This is a genomic window from Dyella kyungheensis (assembly GCF_049913195.1).
Classification (GTDB): domain Bacteria; phylum Pseudomonadota; class Gammaproteobacteria; order Xanthomonadales; family Rhodanobacteraceae; genus Dyella; species Dyella kyungheensis.
The window spans coordinates 1,258,255-1,280,847 of record NZ_CP183983.1 but is presented as its reverse complement, the minus strand read 5'-3'; the positions used below and the strand labels follow the sequence as shown (position 1 = coordinate 1,280,847).

The following is a 22,593-nucleotide window of genomic DNA, read 5'->3' as shown; positions in this document are numbered from 1 at the left end:
CTTAGTCATGGTCAAACACCACCCGCTCCGGAACCGGCTTGGTCTTTTCCCAGCCGAGGTGCGTGTAGCACCACAGGAACACGAAGTAACCGAAGTAGAGCAAGGTCATCACACGACCGAACGCGTTTTCCCAGAAGGTCGCATCCGCCGGCACCCACTCCGTGGTCAACTCGCCCACCACGCCCGCGCCCACCAGGGCCAGGCCGATGAAGGAGGCCGCGAAGGTCATCAGCGCCACCTTGAAACCGGTGCCGCGATAACGGATGGAGCGCACCTTGCCGCCATCGATCCACGGCAGCACGAACAGCAGTGCGATCGCGCCGAACATGCCGAGCACACCCCAGAACGCCGTGCCGAAGAACGACGGGATCATGCGCAGGATCGCGTAGAACGGGGTGAAGTACCACGACGGCTTGATGTGCGACGGCGTGACCAGGTTGTTGGCGGCAATGAAGTTGTCATGCTCCAGGAACCAGCCACCGAAGGTCGGCGCGAAGAAGATGATGAACGCCGCGATGACCAGGAAGAAGCCGACGCCGAAGAGGTCCTTCACCGTGTAGTACGGATGGAACGGAATGCCATCGGCCGGCTTGGTCGGATCCCAGCGGTTGCCCTTGGGACCGTGCTTGGTGTCGACGCCATCGGGGTTGTTCGAACCCACTTCGTGCAGCGCGGCCAGATGCAGCACCACCAGCAGCAACAGCACCAGCGGCAAGGCGATGACGTGCAGCGCGAAGAAGCGGTTGAGCGTGGCATCCGCCGGCAGGTAGTCGCCCATGATCCATTCGACCAGCGAACCGCCGATCACCGGAATCGTGCCGAACAGCGAGATGATCACCTTGGCGCCCCAGAACGACATGTTGCCCCACGGCAACACGTAGCCCATGAAGGCTTCGGCCATCAGCGCCAGGAAGATCAGCATGCCCAGCAGCCAGACCAGTTCGCGCGGCTTCTGGTACGAGCCGTACATCAGGCCGCGGAACATGTGCAGGAACACCACCACGAAGAACAGCGAGGCGCCGGTGGAGTGCATGTAGCGGATCAGCCAGCCCCACTCCACGTCACGCATGATGTACTCGACCGAGTTGAAGGCTTCCGCCGCACTCGTCTTGTAGTTCATGGTGAGGAAGATGCCGGTGACGATCTGGTTGACCAGCACCACCAGCGCGAGCGAACCGAAGTAGTACCAAAGATTGAAATTCTTTGGCGCGTAGTACTCGGTCATGTGCTTGCGGTACGTGGGCATCAGGCCCGGCGCACGCTCATTGACCCAATCGCCGATACGCGTGAATACGTTGGCCATCAGCCGGCCTCCTTCGGATCCACGCCAATCTGGATGTGCGTGTCGTCCATGAAATGGTACGGCGGCACGAGCAGGTTCTTCGGTGCCGGCACGCCCTGGTAGACGCGACCGGACATGTCATAGCGTGACTTATGGCAGGGGCAGTAGAAGCCACCCTTCCAATCCGGATCGAACGGCTCGGGCTTCATCACCGGCACGAAGTCGGGGACGCAACCCAGGTGCGTGCACAGGCCCACCAGCACCAGCCACTCGGGCTTGATGGAGCGGGTTTCGTTCTGCGCGTACTTGGGCTGCTGCTCGGCCGAACCGCTGTCGGACTTGGCGTCGACAAGGCGGGCATCCTGGCTGGGCAACGCGTCGAGCTGCGCCTTGGTGCGGTTGACTACAAACACCGGTAGACCGCGCCACGGGTAGGTTACCCGCTGGCCCTCTTCGATCTTGCTGATGTCGATCGTGACCGGCGCACCAGCGGATTTTGCCCGCGCACTGGGTTCCCACGATTTGATGAAGGGCACGACTGCCGTTACGACTCCCACACCACCAACCACTGCCGTGGTCGCTGTGAGGAAGCGGCGGCGGCCGTGATCGACGACTTCGTTCGCCATCAGGCTCTCCGGTACTTACATGCCATTGAGACGCGGAACTTAATGAGTTCCACAGGTGCTTGCCAAGCGCATCGATCAAATTCGGCAGCAAGAGACTACATGCTGCGAACCAAAATTCCCCCTAAGACTCCCCCTTAGAGAACAGCAGGCACGCGCGGCACCAGCACGATGAGCATGCAGCGAGAGCTACAGGCCTTCCGTTGTCGGGACCTCAGCGCACCGGGGCAACCCCGGGACGACCCGCTTCGCAAGCGCCAGTAGAATCAGGCTCCCGCAAAATCGCGTTAGTGTAGCGTCAGGGCATGACTCGTACAATAAAACCGCCGTGCCTGCGACACATGCGCACACCCCTCTCTAACGCCTTGCCGTGAAACGCATTACGACATGAAACATGCCGCTGGCACGCTCGCATTCATCGCCCGCTTCGTGGTGCTCGGGCTGGCGGCTGCCTTCGTCATCAGCCTCGCATGGCCCGATGTCGGCCATCGGCTGAGGGAACGTTTCGGGGTTGCGCCGACCGCCAACACCGATTCGGTGAGCAGTGCTTCCGCACCCACTCGCACGAGCGGCCCAATTTCTTACGCAGACGCCGTGGCCAAGGCTGCACCGTCGGTCGTAAACATCTACGCCAACAAGATGGTCACCGAGCAGGCCGTGCAGATGTACACCGACCCGGTGCTGCAGCGCCTGTTCGGCGGGCGCCCTGCCGGCCCGGCGTACAAGCGGCGCGAACAAAGCCTGGGTTCGGGCGTGATCGTGCTGCAGGGCTACGTGCTCACCAACAACCATGTGATCGCCAACGCCGACGACATCCAGGTGCTGCTCTACGACGGGCGTGTGGCCAAGGCCACCCTGGTCGGCGCGGATGTGGAGACCGACCTGGCGGTGCTGAAGATCGACGCCGGCAACCTGCCGGTGATCCACATCGCCGACCATCGCCCCACCCGCACCGGCGACGTGGTGCTGGCCATCGGCAATCCGCTGGGCCTGAACCAGACCGTGACCATGGGCATCGTCAGCGCGATCGGCCGCCAGTTGAGCAGCTCGAGTCCGGAGGATTTCGTGCAGACCGATGCGGCGATCAATCTCGGCAACTCCGGTGGCGCCCTGGTCAACACCGACGGCGAACTGGTGGGCATCAACACCTTGCTGATCGGCAAGGCCGCCAACGCGGAAGGCATCAGCTTCGCCATTCCGGTGGCCAGCGCCAAGCGCGTGCTCGATCAGATCATCGATACGGGACATGTGGTGCGCGGATGGATGGGCGCCGATTACACCTTCGTGCCCGTCGCCGCCGACAGTGGCCTGCCCGCCGCCGCGCGTGGGGCGCAGGTCACCGATATCTATCCCGGCGGTCCGGCGGCGACGGCTGGCATCCAGCCTCACGACATCCTGCTGCGCATCGGCTCGCAGGACATTGTCGATCCCGCCGATCTGCGCAAGCACGAGGCCGCGCTCAAGCCGGGCAGCAAGGTGGAAGTGTCGGGCCTGCGCAACGGCGCGCCGTTCCACACCGAAATCATTCTCGCGCAGCGTCCGCCGACCACGCCCACGGCCTCACTGGATAGCTGACAGCCCCGCCGCCGCCACCGGCGAGCGGCCGCCACCCGGATGGATGGCCAAACCGTATCGCTTGCGCAGCGTGCCGACGCGTTCCACATAAACTTGCGTTTCGGCGAACGGCGGCACGCCGTTGTAGCGCTGCACCGAACCGGGGCCCGCGTTGTAGGCCGCCGCTGCCAGCCGCTCGTTGCCGTTGAACGTGCGCAGCAACAGGCCGAGATAACGCGCGCCACCACGGATGTTCTGCGCGGAATCGAATGCATCGCGCACGCCCATGTCGCTGGCCGTACCCGGCATCAGCTGCATCAGGCCCTGGGCGCCCTTGATGGAAAGCGCACGCGGGTTGAACGCGCTTTCCGCATGGATGATGGCGCGCAGGAACGCCTCGTCGACACCCGACTCCTGGCTCGCCAGCTGGATCACGTCGGTATAGGCGCCGAGATTGAGCGTCACCGAATCCCAGCGGATGTTCGAATGCAGGTTGCAGGCGACACAGGTGGCGATGTAGCTGAAGAGCATGGTGACCGCGTGGCCCTGCTCGCCCGCCGGACGCAGGTTGGTGTATTCCACGCTGCCGTCCTTGCGCACCACGCGATAGACCGCGCCGCGCAAGACGCGGCTGCCGTCGCCATCGGCGTCCGCCACGGGCTTGTCCGGAACGGAGGCACTACGCGCTGGACTTGCTTCGCTGTAACTCCATTGCCCCGGCTTGCCCGCCGGCTTGGGCGGAACGACTCGGGCGCTGGTGACCACCGAATCCTCGACCCAGGCCACCGAAGGCGGTTGCGGCACGGGCGTGGGCCCGACCTTGTTGGCCGAGGTTTCCGCCGAACCCTTCACCGTGGCCAGCGAAGGTGCGGCGGGCGCGGGCTTTTTGCGAACGGGCTCGGGCGCGCCGGCAATCCGGCTGCAACCCTGGTAGCCCGCCGTGCTGCTGCTGAAAACCACCTCGCCCGAGGAACCGGAGCAGCGGTAGAGCGCGCCGGCATGCGCCGGCAGCGACAGTAGACCCGCGAGCAGGGCAGCCACGCCAAGCAGCCGCCGGATCGCCGTCGCGCCCAGCCGCGATGAAGGCAGCCCGCTCACGGACTCCCCTCGGGCCGCCCAGCCTTGGCGGCGGCCTCATCACGGTCAAGCAGCGACATCACTCCCCCTCGTTCTTTCTTCTCGGTCAATGCGTTGCAAGCGCCGGGCCAGGCTGCAGTTTGCCTCTGCGCAGGCCGCCCGCCAAGCGGTGGCAGGCCGAATCGTGCGGCAGTGCCTGTTTCCGCCCCCGCCAGCGCGCAAGTGATTGATCCGGCACGCGGGTTCCAGTGGCGACAGCGCCGCCGGGAGCGTAAACTGCGCGGTTCGGCAAACCTCGCGCCGCCTTCAGAATCACGGTACCCAGACCCATGACCGGCAAGCTTTTCATCAAGACCCACGGCTGCCAGATGAACGAGTACGACTCGGCCAAGATGGCCGACGTGCTCAAGGCCTCGCATGGTCTGGAACTGACCCAGGACGAAGCCGAGGCGGACGTCATCCTGATCAATACCTGCTCGATCCGCGAAAAGGCCCAGGAAAAGGTCTTCAGCCAGCTCGGCCGCTGGAAGGAACACAAGGCCGGCGGCAAGCCCGTGCTGATCGGCGTGGGCGGTTGCGTGGCGTCGCAGGAAGGCCAGGACATCATCAAGCGCGCGCCCTATGTGGACCTGGTGTTCGGTCCGCAGACGCTGCATCGCCTGCCGCAATTGATCGAGGCGCAGCGCGCCAGCGGCAAGCCGCAGGTGGACATCAGCTTCCCCGAAATCGAGAAGTTCGACCGCTTGCCCGAGCCGCGCGCCGAAGGGCCGACCGCGTTCGTCTCGATCATGGAAGGCTGCTCCAAGTACTGCTCGTACTGCGTGGTGCCCTACACCCGCGGCGAGGAAATCAGCCGTCCGTTCGACGACGTGCTGGTGGAAGTGGCTCAGCTGGCTGCACAAGGCGTGCGCGAAGTGAACCTGCTGGGACAGAACGTCAACGCCTATCGCGGCCCCACGCATGACGGCGGCACCGCCGACCTCGCCGTACTGATCCACGCACTGGCGCAGATCGAAGGCATCGGCCGCATTCGCTTCACCACCTCGCATCCGCTGGAGTTCTCCGACTCGCTGATCGAGGCGTACGCCAACGTGCCGCAGCTGTGCAACTTCCTGCACCTGCCCGTGCAGGCCGGCTCGGATCGCATCCTCACCGCGATGAAGCGCGGCTACACGGCGCTGGAGTTCAAGCAGAAGATCCGCAAGCTGCGCGCGGTGCGTCCGGACATCTGCATCTCCTCGGACTTCATCGTCGGTTTCCCGGGCGAGACCGACGAAGACTTCGAGAAGACCATGAAGCTGATCGACGATGTGGGCTTCGACCAGAGCTTCTCCTTCATCTTCTCCTCGCGCCCCGGCACGCCGGCCGCCAATCTGGCCGACGACACCTCGCAGGAAGAGAAGCATGCACGCCTCACGCGCCTGCAGGCCAAGCTCAACGACAACGCGCGCCGGATCAACGAAGCGATGGTCGGCACGGTACAGCGCGTGCTGGTGGAAAAGATCAGCCGCAAGAGCGCGAACGAAGTCACCGGCCGCACCGAGAACATGCGTTTCGTGAACTTCCCCGGCAGCACCCGCATGATCGGCCAGTTCGTGGACGTGGTGATCACCGAGGCGATGAGCAACTCGCTGCGTGGCCGCGTGAAGCTGGCTGACGAAGACGTCGCGCTGGCCTCGTGACGGCAGCCCTCTCGATCCGCGAAATCGGCGCCGACGAGTTCGGCCTGGTCTGGCCGCTGTTCCGCAGCGTGGTGGCTGCGGGCGACACGTACAGTTATCCGCCCGACCTGAGCTTCGAGCAGGCGCGCGACTGGTGGACTTCGCCACCCACGCGCTGCTTCGTCGCCGAACGCGAGAAACTGGTGCTGGGTTGCTACATGCTCCGGCCGAACCAACCGGGCCTGGGCGATCATGTGGCCAACGCGGGCTATATGGTTTCCCATGCCGTGCGCGGACAGGGCGTGGCTTCGGCCATGTGCGAACATTCGATGGCATGGGCCCGCGACGCAGGCTTCACTGCGATGCAGTTCAACTTTGTGGTCTCTACCAATACCTCCGCGGTGCGCTTATGGCAGCGCCACGGTTTCCGCATCGTCGGTCAGGTGCCGGGCGCATTCCGCCACGCCGCCCATGGCCCGACCGATGTCTACGTGATGCACCGCCCTCTCTGACCCATACCGATGACCAACGGCCTCCATCAACGCGATTTTTCCCTCGAGCCGGAAGACAACGCCCGGCTCTCCAATCTCTGCGGTCCCTTCGATGAACATCTGCGCCAGATCGAACTGCGCCTGGGCGTGGAGATCAACCATCGCGGTGCGCTGTTCCAGGTGATCGGCGAAGAAGCCGCATCGCGTGCGGCGGAAAAAGTGCTGCGCGCGCTTTACGGCGTCACCGAAAGCGAGTCGCTCAACGGCGCGAAGATCAACCTGCACCTGGCCGAATCGGGCATCGAGGCAATCGTCGCCGATGCCGACGGCACGCAGGAGGTCACCATCCGGGTGAAGCGTGGCGTGATCAAGGGACGCGGCCCCAATCAGGCGCGCTACCTGCACGCCATCACCACGCATGACATCAGCTTCGGCGTGGGCCCGGCCGGTACCGGCAAGACTTACCTCGCGGTGGCCAGTGCGGTCGAAGCGCTGGAAGCCAATCGCGTGCAACGCCTGTTGCTGGTTCGGCCCGCGGTGGAAGCCGGCGAAAAGCTGGGCTTTCTGCCGGGCGATCTGTCGCAGAAGGTCGATCCGTATCTGCGCCCGCTGTACGACGCGCTGTACGAAATGCTGGGCTTCGAAAAGGTGGCCAAGCTGATCGAGCGCAACGTGATCGAGATCGCGCCGCTGGCCTACATGCGCGGACGCACGCTCAACGACTCGTACGTGATTCTCGATGAAGCGCAGAACACCACGGTCGAGCAGATGAAGATGTTCCTGACCCGCATCGGTTTCGGTTCGGTGGCGGTGATCACCGGCGATGTCAGCCAGGTCGACCTGCCCCGCCACGTGCGCTCGGGTCTGCGCCATGCGGTAGAAGTGCTGCGCGGCGTGGACGGCATCAGCTTCACTTTCTTCACCTCGCGCGACGTGGTGCGCCATCCGCTGGTGGCGAAGATCGTGCGCGCGTACGAAGCGTTCGAGCAGGCGTCGGACGAGCCGCCGCGATGAGTGCGCCCGTGACGCTTTCGGTGGGCTACGGTGCGTCGCGCAAAGGCGTGCCGGCCGCGGCAAGTTTCCGTCGCTGGGTCGAGGCTGCCCTTCGTGGCGCGAAGCGCCGCAAGGCTGCCGAACTCTCCATTCGCATCGTCGATGCGAAGGAAGGTCGTACGCTCAATCGCGACTACCGCGGCAAGGACTATGCGACCAACGTACTGTCCTTTCCGGTCGAGCTTCCACCCGGCGTCAACCTGCCGCTTATCGGCGACCTCGTGATCTGCGCACCCGTGGTGGCACGCGAAGCGGCCGAGCAAGGCAAACCATCGCGCCACCACTGGGCGCATATGACGGTGCATGGCGTGCTTCACCTCATCGGATACGACCACATCGATGACCGCGACGCCGAACAGATGGAAGCGCTCGAAACGCGCATTCTGGCTGGACTTGGCATCGATGATCCGTACGCTGCCGACGACAGCGACGACTGACGGCGCCATCCACTTCGCAAGCTTTTGCGTGACAAGCGCACGCACACCAAAACCAGCACGCGAAAAACAGCGCGCAACTTGTTGATCGCTGTCATCCCCTCATCTCATACGCTGCTGCAATGCGACAGCTTGATGTCACTCGCGCGTTCTGCGCGAGCGATGCCTATTCATTTTTTGAACTGATATCTAACTGTTCCTGAGCGTTTTCCGGGACGAAGACAGGCGAGGTTCATCGCCAACGCACTATTCCTTGGCGGGTCCGGTAACTGACGCATCGCATCAACGAGGAACGTCATTCGACGTCGCGGCACGTAAGCCACCCATCCTCCGGACTTCAATTCACTGGCCGCCATCTCCACGAGATGTGCCTATTTCCGCCCCGCTTCGGCGCACGGGCGCAGGCGTCTGCGCGACGTCTATTTCTAAAGGCGACTGTTTTGAAGACCGACCTTCTGCCCACCGAACGCTTTCCCCACACCGCTGCTGCGCCATCCCGGGAACTGGCCCCCGCACGCAAGTCGCCGCTCGCGATCGTGCCTCGCCTGGCTGGCTATGGGTTGTTGGGATTCATCGCGTGGCTGCTGCTTTCCACGCTGCTTGAGCCCTGGCTGTCCAACCGCGCCACGCGTGCCGTGCTCAATGCTCCCGCCATGCTGATCACCACGCCCATCAGCGGCACCGTCAGCGAACTGCATGCGCAGATCGGACAGTCCATCGAGCCGGGCCAGACGATTGCCGTCATCAAGAACAACACCGTGGCGCGCGATTCGCTGACCACCTTGCTGACGCAGCGACTCGATCTGCAGAGCCGTCTGGATGACCTCGATCATCGCATCCAGGCGGATCGGCGCATGCTCGAATACGTCAACCATCAGTACGATCAGTACCAGAACGCCAATGTGTCTCAGCTAAAGAACACCTATGCGTCGCTGCAGGCCCAGCAGGACGCGGCCTCGGCCAAGCTGGAGGAGCTGGACACCAAGTACCAGCGCGCCATGACCTTGCAGCGCGATGGCGCGGTGAGTGCAGCTACCGTATCGGCAGCGCGTGCCGAGGCGGACGCCGCCCGCAACGAAGCCGATGCGCTGGACAAGAGCGCCGACGGCATGGGCGCCAGCATCGCCGCCGCCCAGCGGGGCATCTATGTGGCCTCGGGACAGAGCAGCAACGACCAGCTGAGCCAGCTTTCGCAGCGGCGCGCCGACCTGCAAAGCAGCATTACCGGCGAGCAGGCCCAGCTGGATGCGCTGAACAAGCAAATGAGCGATCTCAACAACCTGGTCACCCACGAACAGGATCGCGTGCAGACGCTCTCCGATTACGCGGTGAAGGCGTTCGGCAACGGCGCGGCGCAGGACATCGTGGCGCCCGTCGGCACCCAGGTGACGGCGGGAGCAACCTTGGTACGCGCCTCCGATTGCAGCAAGACCGACGTGGTTGCCGTATTCCCGGCCAGGATGGCTGGACGACTGAACGTGGGCACGAGGTTGCGCGTGCAGATCGAACCCTCGGGTCGGTCGCACGACGCGCATATCTCGCAAATTCTGCCCACCGCGAACGAAGCGCTGCAGAACGGCTACAGCGCTCCCTTCCCCTATGCCGAAGACGGCTCGGTCTATGCGCTCGCGCAGTGGGATACGCAAGACGGCGCCAACGCTGGCATGCCGCCGTGCACTCCGGGCCGAAGCGTCACGGCGAGCTTGCGCTGATCGCATGATGGAGGTCTGCATGTTCGTACGACGACGTTACTTCCCCAGCATCGCACTGCTTCTGGCCATGATGGCTTCCGGGTCCGCGCTGTCCACCGACACGACCCGGCAGCAGCTTGCCGATGGCACCTGCTCCGCGCTGCGCTCGGCCGCCACGGCCATTCCCGGGCAAGGTCCCATGCTGTTGTCCAGCTATCCGAATCTGCAGCCCGGATCGGTGAGAGCGCTGGAGAACGTGGCGTTCGTCTACGACAACGCACTGGCCGGCATCGCGCTCACGGCTTGCGGCGACGCCGCGCAAGCCAGGCGCATCGCCGATGCGCTGCTGATCGCTGCGTCGCACGACCCCAGCTTCAACGATGGCCGTCTTCGCAACGCCTATCGCAGCGGCGCGATCGCAGACGACAAAGTTGAATTGCCTGGCTATTGGGAGAGCAAGGGCAACTACTGGAGCCAGGATCCTTATCAGGTCGGCACGGCCACCGGTAACGCCGCATGGGCAGCCCTGTTGTTGCTCACCGTCCATGACAGCAGCCACGACCGGCGATACCTGGATGCCGCCGTGGCCCAGCTGCGCTGGATACAGGCTCACACATTGGGCAAGGCGCCCGCCGCTTACGAGGGTGGCGTGTTCGGTTACGACAACGCCCAACGCCCACAGCACTGGAAGGCCACGGAACACAATCTGGACGTCTATGCGGCCGCGACATGGGCCGGACGCGAGGCCGGCGACGCCGCGTTGACGCAACAGGCCAAGCTGGCGGGAGACTTCGTGAGGTCGATGTGGGACCCGGCCCAGCACCGCTTTTTCGTGGGCACGCTGGACGACGGCAAGACGCTTTCCCGCGACAAATCCGGGCTCGACGCACAGGTATGGCCGCTGCTCGCTTTCGATCCGCACCCCTCCGACTGGAATCAGGTGTGGTCCTGGGTCGACTCGCAACATCGAAGCGGCGACGGCTACGGCTATCGCCGCCAGCCAGACGGCGTGTGGACCGAGGGAACGGCGCAGGTCGCCACGACACTGCAGGCGAGCGGAAAGACCGTGCCTGATGCGCTGTGGCAGGTGCTCGCTGCACAGCGCAGCAGCGGCGGCATGCTCTACGCCACGCCGCAGCCGCGCATCGCCACCGACTTTGCGATCGGCCCAACCTCCACCTACGCCGACTTTTTCTACTACCACCAGCCTCATCTTGGCGCGACCGCCTGGGCTGCCTTGGCCGCCAAAGGCTGGAATCCCTTCGTGGGTCACGCGATTGCCCACGCGGAGCAGACGCCATGAGCTTTCCCTTCGACGACATGTCCATGCTCGAAGTGATCGGGCTTACCTTGCTCCTCGGCGCGGGAATGGCGCGCTTTGCCAATCCGCATCGCCAGTTTGACCGCCTGCTGTTCGGCCTGTTGTCCGGCGGATTGCTGCTGCGTTACGCGCTCTGGCGTACGGCCGACACGCTGCCCGATCCCACCCACGGCCTCGCCAGCGTGTGGTCGTACGTGTTCTATGCCTTCGAGATGGTCTCCATCGTGTACACGCTGGCGGCCATCGCGGTGATGGTGCGTCGACGCGACAACCGCCCGCAGGCCGATGCCGGCGAAGTCCGCCTGCGCGCGGCCGGTGCCAATGTGCCCGCGGTGGACGTCTTCATCGCCACCTACAACGAGGACTGGCAGATCCTGGAGAAGACCATCGTTGCCGCCAAGGCGATCGACTATCCCCATGTCGCCGTTTGGGTACTGGACGATACGCGCCGCGACTGGCTGCGCGACCGCTGCGCCGAGCTGGGCGTGAACTACACCCGCCGACCCGACAACCGCCATGCCAAGGCCGGCAACCTCAACAACGGCCTGCGGCTCTCCGCCGGCCACACCAATGCGCCCTACATCCTGGTGCTGGACGCCGATTTCGCGGCGCAGAAAAACATCCTCTATCGCGTGCTCGGCCTGTTCGCCGACCCCGAGGTGGCGCTGGTGCAGACGCCACAGTTCTACTACAACGCCGATCCGATCCAGCACAATCTGGGTGCGACCGACAGCTGGGTGGACGAGCAACGCGTGTTCTTCGACGTGTTCCAGCCGTCGCGCGACGCGTGGGACTCGGCATTCTGCGTAGGCACGTCGTTCGTGATTTCGCGCAAGGCGATCACCGACGCCGGCGGCTTCCCCACCGACAGCGTGTGCGAAGACATCCACACCACCTACCTGTTGCGCAAAGGCGGCCACATCACGCGATGGCTCAACGAGCGTCTTTCCGTGGGGCTTTCCGCCGAAGGGCTGGTGGAATACATCAACCAGCGCGGCCGCTGGTGCCTGGGCACCATGCAGGTGGCGTTGCTCAAGGATGGCCCCTTGCGTGGCTCGGGCTACCGATTGATCGACCGCCTGCATTACATCCACGGCATGCTGCACTGGATCGGCAAGCCGTTCCTGCTGATGATGCTGGTGGCACCGGTGCTGTACTGGTACTTCGGCATCGCCGCGTTCTACACCTCGCCGGAGCGATTCCTGTATTACGGCCTGCCGGCACTGATCGGCTTCTGGTTCTACGGCCCGTGGATCACCGAACGCAAGACGCTGCCGATCTTCACCGAGGTGACCCAGCTGGTGGCGGCCTACGCCGTGACCCGAACCATCATCTCGGCCTGCATCCGTCCGTTTGGACGTCCGTTCAAGGTCACCGCCAAAGGGCTGGATCGCAGCAAGGTCGTGGTGCACTGGCGGCTCGCCGGCTTCTTCATCGCGCTGATGCTGCTGCTCCAGGCCGGTGCGGCGAACACCATCATGAATGCCGACATGAGCGCCGGCACCGTGTTCAACCTCGGCTGGACGCTGATTGCCCTGGTGCTCAACCTGGCCGCCATCATGGCCTGCGTGGATCTTCCGCGACTGCGCCAGGAAGAGCGCTTTCCGTTCCACCGCGGCACACGCTGGCGGGTGGGTGCGCGGGAGGAAACCAGCCAATTCATCGATATCTCACTCAGTGGTGCCGCCCTGCGCCGCGGCCCCGGCATGCCCGCACGTGGCGAACGGCTGCGCGTGCTGGTTCCCGAGGTGGGCTGGGTGCCGGCACGGGTCGCCCGCCACAGCAGGCGCCGCCTGTGCGTGCACTTCGAAACCAATGAAACATTGCGGCATCGACTCATCGAACTGATCTTCAGCCACACACCGCACAACGTTGCCACCAAGGCGCGGCCGCTGCGTGCCTTCCTTCGCCTGGCCCGTCTCGCCGGCCTGCCTTTTTCTTCGCGCTGATTCCGGAGCTAGCCATGAAGCCCTTGATTGTCGCTGCGTCTCTTACCACCTGCCTGCTTGCCGCCTGCACGATGGAACCGACCTATCAGCGCCCGAGCATGCCGGTACCCAACCGCTATCCCGAACAGGCGAGAACCACCCAGGCCTCGACCACGGCCGCACCCGCGCCTGCAATGCCCGAACTGGAATGGCGTGACTTCTTCAAGGACCAGGCGCTGCAACGCCTGATCGAGATTGCGCTGGACAACAACCGCGACCTGCGCATCGCTGCCGCCAACATGGCCGAGGCGCGTGCGGGCTATGGTGTGGCGCGAGCGAATCTGTTTCCCGAAATCGATCTGCAGGGTTACGCCGGACGCCAGCGTTTGCCGGGAATGACCCAACAACCGAGCAACGGACTGCTGGGCCCGATCCAGAACAACCGAACCACCGCCGCCTCGTTCAATACCTTCCAGGCGCAGGCCGGCATGACCAATTACGAACTCGATTTCTTCGGTCACCAGCGCGCCATTGCACACGAGTCGGGCAAGCTGGCCGAGGCCAGCGCCGCCGATTACCAGGCCGCCCGCATCGCCGTGATCGGCGAAGTGGCCAACGCCTATCTGTCGCTGAATGCGGATCGTGCACTGCTGCAACTGGCCCAGCAGACGCTCGCCGCGCAGCAGCAACACGCGCAGGTGATGCAGAAGGCTTTCAGGGACGGCGGCGTGTCGGAGTTCGACATGCGCCGATCGCAAACCCAGGTAAGCGCCGCCCAGGTGGACGTCGAAGACGTGCAGACCCGCATCGCCAAGGACATCAACGGCATAACGGTGCTGATCGGCCAGCCGCTGCCGGCGGGCTACGGCACCCCGAGCCAGTGGCAGGCACCGCTGTTGACCGATGTGCCGGCGGGACTCCCCTCGTCCCTGCTCGATCGCCGTCCCGACATCGTCGCTGCCGAGGACCGCCTGCGCGCGGCCAACGCCGACATCGGCCGCGCCCGTGCCGCCTTCTTCCCGAACATCGCGCTCACCGCTGCGCTCGGCGCGTTGAGCGGCGGCCTCTCCAACCTGTTCTCGGCCGGCTCGCTGGCATGGAACGCCGGTGCTTCGGCCACCATGCCGCTGCTGGACTGGGGCAAGAACAAGAACGAGCTCTCCGCCAGCAAGGCCCGCTACACCGGCGCCACGGCCGCCTACGAGGGCACCGTGCAGCAGGCCTTCCGCGAGGTAGCCGACGCGCTGGCCGTGCGCGACCACATCGTGCCCGAGCTCAAGGCCCAGCAGGAGCTGGTCGACCAGTCGCAACGCGTCTACGGCATCTCGCAGGTCCGCTTCAAGGAAGGCATGGACGACTACATCGCCACCCAGGACGCCCAGCGTTCGCTGTATGCCGCCCAGCAAAAACTGGTCGGCCTGGAACTCGACCAGGCGGTGAACCAGGTCAACCTATACAAGGCCCTGGGCGGCGGCTGGAATGGCGGCCGCGGCCAGACGGCCGGGGTCGCCAGGGCGCCGTCGCAGCCGTCGGCCACGGCCAGCGCCCGCTGAATCCAAGGCTGCTCACGGTACGGACGGAGCCGCCCTTGCTGTATCGGCGCCCCTGTCGCCCTACGCCTTGTTCCTGAATCGTCACGAATTTTCCGTTAGACTGGCCATTCCGCCCGACCTTGGGCAGCATCCGCACGAGTAATGAACGAGGACCCTGGCAGTACCAGCGGCCCGGCTCACCGCAGTTGGTGGGATCGACTGGGCCACATGTTTTCTGGCGAGCCGCGCAACCGCAAGGAGCTCATCGACGAGCTGCGCACCGCCCAGGCCAACGGCCTGATGTCCATCGACACCCTGACCATGGTCGAGGGTGCGATCAAGGTCACCGAGCTGAGCGTGGACGACGTCATGATCCCGCGCGCGCAGATCGTGATGCTCTCGGCCGAAGCCCCCCTGAAAGACATCCTCGAGACCGTGGTCGAATCGGGCCACTCGCGCTTCCCCGTGCACGGCGAAGACAAGGACGACATCCTCGGCATCCTGCTCGCCAAGGATCTGCTGCGTTTCGTGGGCAATGGCGATCATTTCGACATCGCCAGCGTGCTGCGCCCGGCGGTGCTCATTCCCGAATCCATGCGCCTGAATGTGCTGCTGGCGGAGTTCCGCCACACGCGCAACCACATGGCGCTGGTCGTTGACGAATACGGCGGCGTCGCCGGCCTGATCACCATCGAGGACGTGCTCGAACAGATCGTCGGCGAGATCGACGACGAGCACGACGATGAGGAAGAACCCACGCTGATGCACGAGCAATCGGGCGGCGACTGGGTGGTCAGCGCGCTGACCCCGATCGCCGATTTCAACGAGCAGACGGGCGCCAACTTCTCCGACGAGGAGTTCGACACGGTAGGCGGCATGTGCACCTCCGAGTTCGGCCATCTGCCGGAAGTGGGCGAGGAAATCGTGATCGGCGACTACCTGTTCCACGTCACCGAAGCGGACGACCGCCGCGTGCAGGCGTTCCGCGTGACCCGCCAGGAAAACTGAACGTGCATCCTCAAGGCAGGACGCCGGCGCCGGTGCGCCTTGGCCGCTTTGTCGCCAGCCTGTTGCTTTGCTGCGTGCTGTTCTGGCCGGCGCTGGCGAGCGCCGGCGTAGCCAATGCGCCGGGCAGCAACCTCGAAGTGTCGCTGATCACCTATGGGCCCGGCGATACCTACTGGGAGCGCTTCGGTCACGACGCCATCGAGCTGCGCGACACGGTGAGCGGCGAAGCCGTCACCTTCAACTACGGCGTGTTCGACTTCGACGAAAGCGGCTTCCTGCTGAATTTCGCCCGCGGCCAGATGCACTACCTGATGGACGCCGCGCCGTCCGACGTCGACCAGCACTACTACACCGAAGTCGGCCGCTCGGTAACGCGCCAGCGCCTCGCCTTCACCGCGGCCCAGGCCGCGGACATGCGCGACTACCTGCTGTGGAACCTGCAGCCCGAAAACGCGCGCTACGACTACGACTACTACGTACGCAACTGCGCCACCCGCGTGCGCGACGCACTCGACAAAGCACTCGGCGGCACCCTTAAGCCGCAGCTCGAAGCGCGCCCCGGCGGCATGACGTATCGCCAGCAAACGGCTCGCCTGATGAGTCAACAGGCATGGCTGATGCTGATTCTCGACCTTGGCCTTGGCCCCTACGCCGACCAGCCGATGAACGCATGGCAGGAAGCGTTCCTGCCGATGGAGCTGCAGCGGGAAATCAACCATGTCACGGTGAACAACGCGGAAGGCCGCGCGCAACCGCTGGTGCTGGACGAACAGCTGCTGTCGCCCAATCGCCTCGATGCGCCGCCTGCAACGGCACCGGATCTTCGTCTGCCCCTGGCGTTGGCCGGCCTGCTCTTCGCCTTTCTCTTGCTCGCCACGTATCGCTTTGCACCCCTGCTTTACGCGCTGCTGGGCTCGCTGTATCTGGTCCTCGCAGGCCTTGTTGGCGTCACCCTGCTGATCCTGTGGACACTCACCACGCATCACTCGGCATGGGGCAACGTCAACCTGCTGCTGTTCAATCCCCTCGCCTTCTTCCTGCTGCCCGCGCTGTGGCGGTCACGCAAGCGCTTGCCCGCGTCCCGCTTCGCCACCGGCCTGATCGCGCTGCAACTGCTCGCCGTCCTCATCGCCTGCTTGCTGCACCTGCTGCCTGGCGTGGCGCAGCAGAACCAGCCGTGGCTGCTGTTGGCGCTGCCGATCTGGCTCGTGATGGCGTGGTGCATGCGCAAAGCTTCGTACGAACTTCGTCCACAACCTGACAGGGCGTGCGTAAAGTAATAGGGCGCTAGCTCTGAGCCACTCTCTATCAGAGAGCAAGCCTGCGCAACATCTCCGGCGAAAGGAACCGTGCAAAGCTCGCTGTGAGATGTTGGCTATCACGGAATACCACTTGATCATGAAGTTCGGCGCGGCATAGTTGGTTCGGGCAAATCGCGTCATTCATATCGATGGTTTGGACGTTCGAATACTTCGCAGCGACCCTACTCAACAGCGCATAGACCTGGAAATCGTAATCGCTGCCAATAACTGCCTGGCAGTGCGGCGCATGGCCAAGCCACAGCGGTCTCTGTGCGTACGCGGCAAGACAGCTCGGACCATCGAAGCCCGGTCGCGGGGTACTTCGCAAGAGGTAGATCTTTCCCACTTGCGCGCTCAATGCACCAAGCATGCGTGCCGCGCCCTCGAGCCATTGTTCTTGGGAGAATTCATAATCAGCGGACGTACTGAGAACAACGGCGTCGGGGTGTATCGACGCCACATACTTCAGGGCTTGCTGTCGCCACGATGAACATTCCGTATATTCGCGACGAATGCGCGTATAGAAGAACGGCTCGTCGGCCATCGGGCAAGCAGATTTCGTGATCACGACCAATCGCCAGCCCAGTTTTGAGGATATCTGCAGAAACGTGGGAAACCATTGCCCGGCTATGCTGTCCCCAAAAAGTACAAGCGTATGCGCAGCAGTCTCTGGGCCAAAAACGCATGGCATCACCCGTTCGCTGTGAAATGAATCGTCGCAACCCTTGGCATAGATAACTGGCACATCAAAATGCGCGCCGGTGTAGCGCCTAAAAAGGGGGCTCTGATTTTGTTCTGTAGCAGTCACCGACCATTGCATGGACAAACAATAGATCGCCACCGTGATGCCAAGAGCAACGACCGTGGTGAAACGGCGACGAGCAAGCCAAAAGCCCTGCTTGCGAACAGGCGATTCGACAAGCCGATAAGAGACAACTGCAAAGGCCAGGGAAATCACGACTTCCGCAATGCGCACCCATGGCTCACGACTACCCGACACGGCGTAGCCCAGCACTAGGATCGGCCAATGCCACAGATACCATGAATAGGAAACGCGGCCTATCGCCTGCAGCCACGACGTGGACAGCAAAAGGGACACACCGCGTGAGCTGTCATTCCACCCGGCCGCGATTACGGCAGTCGTTCCGAACACCGGAAGCACGGCGCGCCACCCCGGATACGACATCTTGGCACCATAGGCAATCGCGGCCCCCACGATCATCAAAAGACCAAGCCAACCCATTACATCGATTGCCGTGGCGCCTTTGGCCTGCCCGAGCATAACCGCGCCGCTGCGCCTGTTTCCGAAATAGAGCCAGATCAGCGCACCCGCAGCGAACTCCCAGGCGCGCACCGGCATCATATAGAAGGCGATCTGCGGAGATCGCGGCGTCAAAAGAATGCTTGCGGCCAAACTCAGCGCAAAAATCGCCAGCATGACAAACTTGAGCCTTGCCGCAGGCAACCCATCGCGCCGTCGGCCCAAGGACCAGAGAAGCAGCGCCGGCCACACTAGGTAAAACTGCTCTTCCACGCCGAGCGACCAAGTGTGCAGAAAGAGGTTGGTATCAGCGACCGGCCCAAAGTAATCGATCTGCGTCAGCGCAAACGAAACATTGCTAAGCCATAGCGTGGCCAGAGCTGCAGTGTCTGCCTGCACCACCTGCTCGGCTGGCCCCAGCAGGACTACCGCCCCCAGCGACACAAGAACGACCATCAGTATCAAAGCCGGCATGAGCCGCCGAAGTCGCCGGAGATAGAAGCGTGCGAAATCGATGCGCGCGGTGCCAGACAACTCACACAACAACAAGCCAGTGATCAGAAAACCGGACAGGACAAAAAACACGTCCACTCCGACGAAACCGCCAGAGAGCCAGGGCACGCCAGCGTGCGCCCCGATGACCAGCAGCACCGCCACCGCGCGCAGCCCTTCAATATCGCTGCGATGTCCCAGCCGATACTCGTCCGACTTCATGAAATCGCCTTCCCCAGTCCCCTATAATCTCGAATAGTAGCGAGGGGCAGGCATTTGTGCCAAAGCCATCCACACTTTGAATTGCGCTTGAGCTTGCGCAAGGGACATCATGGACATCATGCCCTCATCTCCCATAATTTCCGCGCAATCGCACGTCCCCACGACCTCCATGGTCGTGAACTGCGTCGCCTATCGCTTCGATGGGCAACGCATTGGCGACATCGGCGTCGATGACATCAGTGAAGTGCTGAAGCAGCCCGACACCTTCGTGTGGGTTGGGCTGCATGAGCCCGACGAGGCGCTATTGCACAAGCTGCAGGAAGAGTTCGACCTGCACGATCTTGCGATCGAGGACGCCCAGGCGGCGCACCAGCGCACCAAGATCGAAACCTACGGCGATTCGCTGTTCGTGGTGGTGCAAACCGCACAGGTGGTCAACGGGCATATCGCATTCGGCGAAACCCACGTGTTCCTGGGACCGCGGTATCTGGTCACCGTTCGCCACGGCGCCTCGCTTTCCTACGCGCCAGCTCGCCGCAACTGCGAGCACACCCCGGATCTGCTCGCGCTCGGTCCGGCGTATGGCCTGTACGGCGTCCTCGACTTCATCGTCGACAACCTGTTGCCCATCGTGCGCGACTTCCGCGAGGAGCTGCAGGAGCTGGAGAAGGACATCTTCTCCGACACCTTCAGGCGCAGCACGATCCGCCGCCTGTACGACATGCAGCGCGACCTGATGACACTACGCCTCGCCGTGGCGCCGATGCAGGACATCATCAGCCAGCTCGTGCGCCAGCATCCGCAACTCATTCCCGACGAACTGCGCGCCTATTTCCGCGACGTCTACGACCACGTGTTCCGCGTCAACGAATCGATCAGCGCGATGCGCGAAATGCTCGCGGCAGCCATCAACGTGAACTTGTCGCTGGTGACCTTCGGCCAGAACGAGGTGATGAAGCGCCTCGCCGGTTACGCTGCCATGCTCGCCGCCCCCACGCTGATCACCAGCTGGTACGGCATGAACTTCGCGCATATGCCCGAGCTCAGTAAGCCCTGGGCGTATCCCATGATCATCGGTCTGGTGCTTGCCATCGTGACCACGATCTACTTCATCCTCAAGCGCAACCGCTGGCTCTGATCGGCGGTTTACTTCCGCTCACGCGCAAAAGAAAACGGCGGCCCGGAGGCCGCCGTTTTTACATCTGAAACTCAGCCATCACTTGCTGGCGGGTGCGGACGCATCCGTGGCCGTCCACTGCTTCAGCCACGCATTGACCGTTTCATGCCACTGCACGCTGTTCTGCGGCTTGAGCACCCAATGGTTCTCGTCCGGGAAGTGCAGCAGCTTGCTCGGAATGCCGCGACGCTGCAGCGCCGTGAAGGCACCCAGGCCTTGCGTGTCCGGAATGCGGAAGTCCTTGGCCGAATGCACGACCAGCATCGGCACGCGCCAATCCTTGACGTGGTTGACCGGGTTGAACTTCTCGTAGTTTTCCGGGTGCTCGTACTGCGTGCCACCGTTCTCGCGCTCTTCGAACCAGAGCTCTTCGGTGTCGTAGTACATGGCGCGGGCGTCGAACACGCCGTCGTGATCCACCAGGCACTTCCAGGGCTGGTTCCACACACCGGCGATCCAGTAGATCATGTAGCCGCCGTAGCTGGCGCCCAGCGCGCAAGCGCGATCGCCGTCGAGGAAGCTGTACTTGGACAGTGCAGCGCTCCAGCCCGCCTTGAGGTCTTCCAGCGGCTTGCCACCCCAGTCTCCCGAGATCGAATCGGTGAATGCCTGACCGTAGCCGGTGGAACCGTGGAAGTTGATGGTGACCACCGCGAAGCCCTGGCCTGCGTACGTCTGCGGGTTCCAGCGATAGCTCCAGCTGTTGTTCATCGCACCCTGCGGGCCGCCGTGGATAATGAAGGCCACCGGATATTTCTTGCCGGCCTTGTAGCCCACCGGCTTCACCACATAGCCCTGCACCGTTTCGTTGTTCCAACCCTTGAAGGTAAAGAACTCCGGCTCGCCCATCTGCGCCTTCTTGAGCTGCTCGGCGTTGTAATGCGTGACCTGCTTGAGGCCCTTGCCCTGCAGGTCGGCGGTATAGAGATCCGCCGAACGCTTCAGGTCATCGCGCTGTACGAGTAGCGACGATTTGCCCAGCGAATAGCCGCCCACTTCGCCGTTGGTGACGAGCGTGGTGGCTTTGCCGCTGGCCACGTCGACGGCAAACAGCGGGTGCTGTCCGTTGTCGTCTGCGGTGACGTAGAGCGTCTTGCCATCGGCCGATACCTGCATACCGCCCGCCGAGCGGTCCCAGTTCGGTGCCACTTCGCGCTTCTGACCGCTGGCCAGGTCCAGCGCCATGATGCGGAAGCGATCCGACTCGGATGCCGGCGTCTTCATGGCAAGGTAGTACAGCGTCTTGCCATCCGGCGAGGGCACCGGGAACGCATCCCACGCCTGATTTTCAGGGGTCAGGTTGCGCGGTGCCGCCGAGCCATCGGCCGGCACGCTGTAGACGTGGAAATTGGTCGACCACGGCTCGCTGTTGCCCGCGACGCGCACATCGAAATACACGGTCCTGCCATCGGGCGAGAAGCTGAACTCGCCGTCGTCACCGAATGGCTTGCTCGGGACGTCGCCATCGATGCCTCGCGTCAGAAGCACGGGTTGCGCTGCAGGCTGATCGAGGTCCGCGATGTAAAGCTGCGCGCGGCGACCGTCGGCCCACGTATCCCAATGACGCACGAAGAGTTTGTCGTAGACCGTACCGGAGGCCTTGTCCTTGGCGCGGCCGTCCAGACGCTCCTTGGTGCAGGCCAGATCGACGCAATCGGTGAACACACCAAACGTCAGCAACACTTTCTTGCCATCGGGTGAAAGCTTATAGCCATCGACATCGATCGGTGCATGCGTCACCTGCGATGCCGTGGCCGTTGCACCCAGCGGGCGACGCCACAACTGCGAGACGCCATCCTTCTCGGCAACGTAATAGATAGCCGAACCGTCGGGCGCCCAACGCGGCGAGGAAGCCTTCTCCACCAGCTTGACCGGCGCACCGCCTTTGGCCACGTCGAGCACATAGATCGAGGTCACGCCCTTGTTCGCGGCGTAGTCGGTGGCGCGCACGGTGTACAGCGCCTGGCGGCCATCCGGGGACAGCTGCGGATCGCCAACGCGATCCATCATCACCAGATCGCGGATGTTGAAGGGGTGGGAGCCGTGGTTTTCGACCTCAGCCGCCATGGCGGAGGTACCGGCCAGCGCGAGCGCCAGCGCGACAAACAAGGGTTTCATGGGTGGGGTTCCTGGGTGTTGCGAAAGCGCTGACGTTACGAGTCGGCGGGGGTCTGAGGCAAGGCTTGGTGCGGCATGGCCATCAGGCAGGATGTGCTAGCCACGGGTGTCGCCAGGATGTCGATGGCGACTTGCAGGTGTCGGCGAAGCCCGAAAACAGGCGCCACGTCAGCGGTCAAAGTCCCATGGATGTGACCATCCAGAGCACTTTGAGACAGCCGTCTCACTATTTCACTGACGCGCTGCGTCACTTTGTGCCCTGTCTCAGCATAGGCCATCACCGCACCGAGACCGGCTCGACAATCCTGCAAAAACAGCGGGCCAATCAGGTTGCCGCGTCTCGTGACCCTATGCACAATCCACACAC

At 63.5% G+C, this 22,593-nt stretch carries 17 protein-coding genes; 12 read left to right on the top strand and 5 right to left on the bottom strand.

The window, feature by feature from the left end:
* Position 1: 1 nt before the first annotated feature.
* Both ACN9MB_RS05495 and petA read right to left on the bottom strand, forming a co-directional pair.
* Complete coding sequence (locus ACN9MB_RS05495) at positions 2 to 1,303, bottom strand: cytochrome b (protein ID WP_426271049.1); 1,302 nt, start codon at positions 1,301 to 1,303, stop codon at positions 2 to 4.
* A complete protein-coding gene (petA, locus tag ACN9MB_RS05490; protein WP_204635074.1) occupies positions 1,303 to 1,908 on the bottom strand; it encodes a ubiquinol-cytochrome c reductase iron-sulfur subunit in 606 nt (201 codons plus the stop codon). The genes ACN9MB_RS05495 and petA overlap by 1 nt, the downstream gene beginning before the upstream one ends.
* 384 nt (positions 1,909 to 2,292) lie before the next feature.
* Here petA and ACN9MB_RS05485 point away from each other — a divergent pair, with 384 nt between their 5' ends.
* Positions 2,293 to 3,480, top strand: a complete 1,188-nt coding sequence (locus ACN9MB_RS05485) for a S1C family serine protease (protein ID WP_426271048.1) — start codon at positions 2,293 to 2,295, stop codon at positions 3,478 to 3,480.
* Here the strand turns inward: ACN9MB_RS05485 and ACN9MB_RS05480 are convergent.
* On the bottom strand, positions 3,466 to 4,557 hold the full coding sequence (locus ACN9MB_RS05480) for a transglycosylase SLT domain-containing protein (RefSeq protein ID WP_426271047.1): 1,092 nt from the start codon (positions 4,555 to 4,557) through the stop codon (positions 3,466 to 3,468). The genes ACN9MB_RS05485 and ACN9MB_RS05480 overlap by 15 nt on opposite strands.
* 308 nt (positions 4,558 to 4,865) lie before the next feature.
* Here ACN9MB_RS05480 and miaB point away from each other — a divergent pair, with 308 nt between their 5' ends.
* The 10 genes from miaB (at position 4,866) to ACN9MB_RS05430 (ending at position 16,935) form a co-directional block, all read left to right on the top strand.
* Complete coding sequence (gene miaB / locus ACN9MB_RS05475) at positions 4,866 to 6,218, top strand: tRNA (N6-isopentenyl adenosine(37)-C2)-methylthiotransferase MiaB (RefSeq protein ID WP_204635072.1); 1,353 nt, start codon at positions 4,866 to 4,868, stop codon at positions 6,216 to 6,218.
* Positions 6,215 to 6,709, top strand: a complete 495-nt coding sequence (locus ACN9MB_RS05470) for a GNAT family N-acetyltransferase (RefSeq protein ID WP_426271046.1) — start codon at positions 6,215 to 6,217, stop codon at positions 6,707 to 6,709. The genes miaB and ACN9MB_RS05470 overlap by 4 nt, the downstream gene beginning before the upstream one ends.
* A gap of 9 nt (positions 6,710 to 6,718) precedes the next feature.
* A complete protein-coding gene (locus tag ACN9MB_RS05465; RefSeq protein ID WP_426271045.1) occupies positions 6,719 to 7,702 on the top strand; it encodes a PhoH family protein in 984 nt (327 codons plus the stop codon).
* Complete coding sequence (gene ybeY / locus ACN9MB_RS05460; RefSeq protein ID WP_426271044.1) at positions 7,699 to 8,178, top strand: rRNA maturation RNase YbeY; 480 nt, start codon at positions 7,699 to 7,701, stop codon at positions 8,176 to 8,178. The genes ACN9MB_RS05465 and ybeY overlap by 4 nt, the downstream gene beginning before the upstream one ends.
* A gap of 437 nt (positions 8,179 to 8,615) precedes the next feature.
* Positions 8,616 to 9,887, top strand: a complete 1,272-nt coding sequence (locus tag ACN9MB_RS05455) for a hypothetical protein (RefSeq protein WP_204635068.1) — start codon at positions 8,616 to 8,618, stop codon at positions 9,885 to 9,887.
* Positions 9,888 to 9,906: 19 nt separating this feature from the next.
* Positions 9,907 to 11,169 carry a hypothetical protein gene (locus ACN9MB_RS05450; protein ID WP_426271043.1) on the top strand — a complete coding sequence of 421 codons (1,263 nt, stop codon included), beginning with the start codon at positions 9,907 to 9,909 and terminating at the stop codon, positions 11,167 to 11,169.
* Positions 11,166 to 13,136 (top strand): glycosyltransferase family 2 protein, encoded by a 1,971-nt coding sequence (locus tag ACN9MB_RS05445; protein WP_426271042.1) that lies wholly within the window; start codon positions 11,166 to 11,168, stop codon positions 13,134 to 13,136. The genes ACN9MB_RS05450 and ACN9MB_RS05445 overlap by 4 nt, the downstream gene beginning before the upstream one ends.
* A 14-nt stretch (positions 13,137 to 13,150) precedes the next feature.
* Positions 13,151 to 14,668 carry an efflux transporter outer membrane subunit gene (locus ACN9MB_RS05440; RefSeq protein ID WP_426271041.1) on the top strand — a complete coding sequence of 506 codons (1,518 nt, stop codon included), beginning with the start codon at positions 13,151 to 13,153 and terminating at the stop codon, positions 14,666 to 14,668.
* Positions 14,669 to 14,809: 141 nt separating this feature from the next.
* Entirely contained in the window at positions 14,810 to 15,655 is an 846-nt protein-coding gene (locus ACN9MB_RS05435; protein ID WP_204635064.1) for an HlyC/CorC family transporter, read from the top strand.
* Positions 15,656 to 15,657: 2 nt separating this feature from the next.
* A complete protein-coding gene (locus tag ACN9MB_RS05430; protein ID WP_426271040.1) occupies positions 15,658 to 16,935 on the top strand; it encodes a DUF4105 domain-containing protein in 1,278 nt (425 codons plus the stop codon).
* A 28-nt stretch (positions 16,936 to 16,963) separates the two neighbouring features.
* Here ACN9MB_RS05430 and ACN9MB_RS05425 read toward each other — a convergent pair whose 3' ends face one another.
* Positions 16,964 to 18,931: an acyltransferase family protein gene (locus ACN9MB_RS05425; RefSeq protein WP_426271039.1), complete on the bottom strand. Its 1,968-nt coding sequence runs from the start codon at positions 18,929 to 18,931 to the stop codon at positions 16,964 to 16,966.
* Positions 18,932 to 19,100: 169 nt separating this feature from the next.
* Here ACN9MB_RS05425 and corA point away from each other — a divergent pair, with 169 nt between their 5' ends.
* Complete coding sequence (gene corA, locus ACN9MB_RS05420) at positions 19,101 to 20,069, top strand: magnesium/cobalt transporter CorA (RefSeq protein ID WP_426271038.1); 969 nt, start codon at positions 19,101 to 19,103, stop codon at positions 20,067 to 20,069.
* A gap of 78 nt (positions 20,070 to 20,147) precedes the next feature.
* Here corA and ACN9MB_RS05415 read toward each other — a convergent pair whose 3' ends face one another.
* On the bottom strand, positions 20,148 to 22,226 hold the full coding sequence (locus tag ACN9MB_RS05415) for a prolyl oligopeptidase family serine peptidase (RefSeq protein ID WP_426271037.1): 2,079 nt from the start codon (positions 22,224 to 22,226) through the stop codon (positions 20,148 to 20,150).
* Positions 22,227 to 22,593 lie beyond the last annotated feature (367 nt).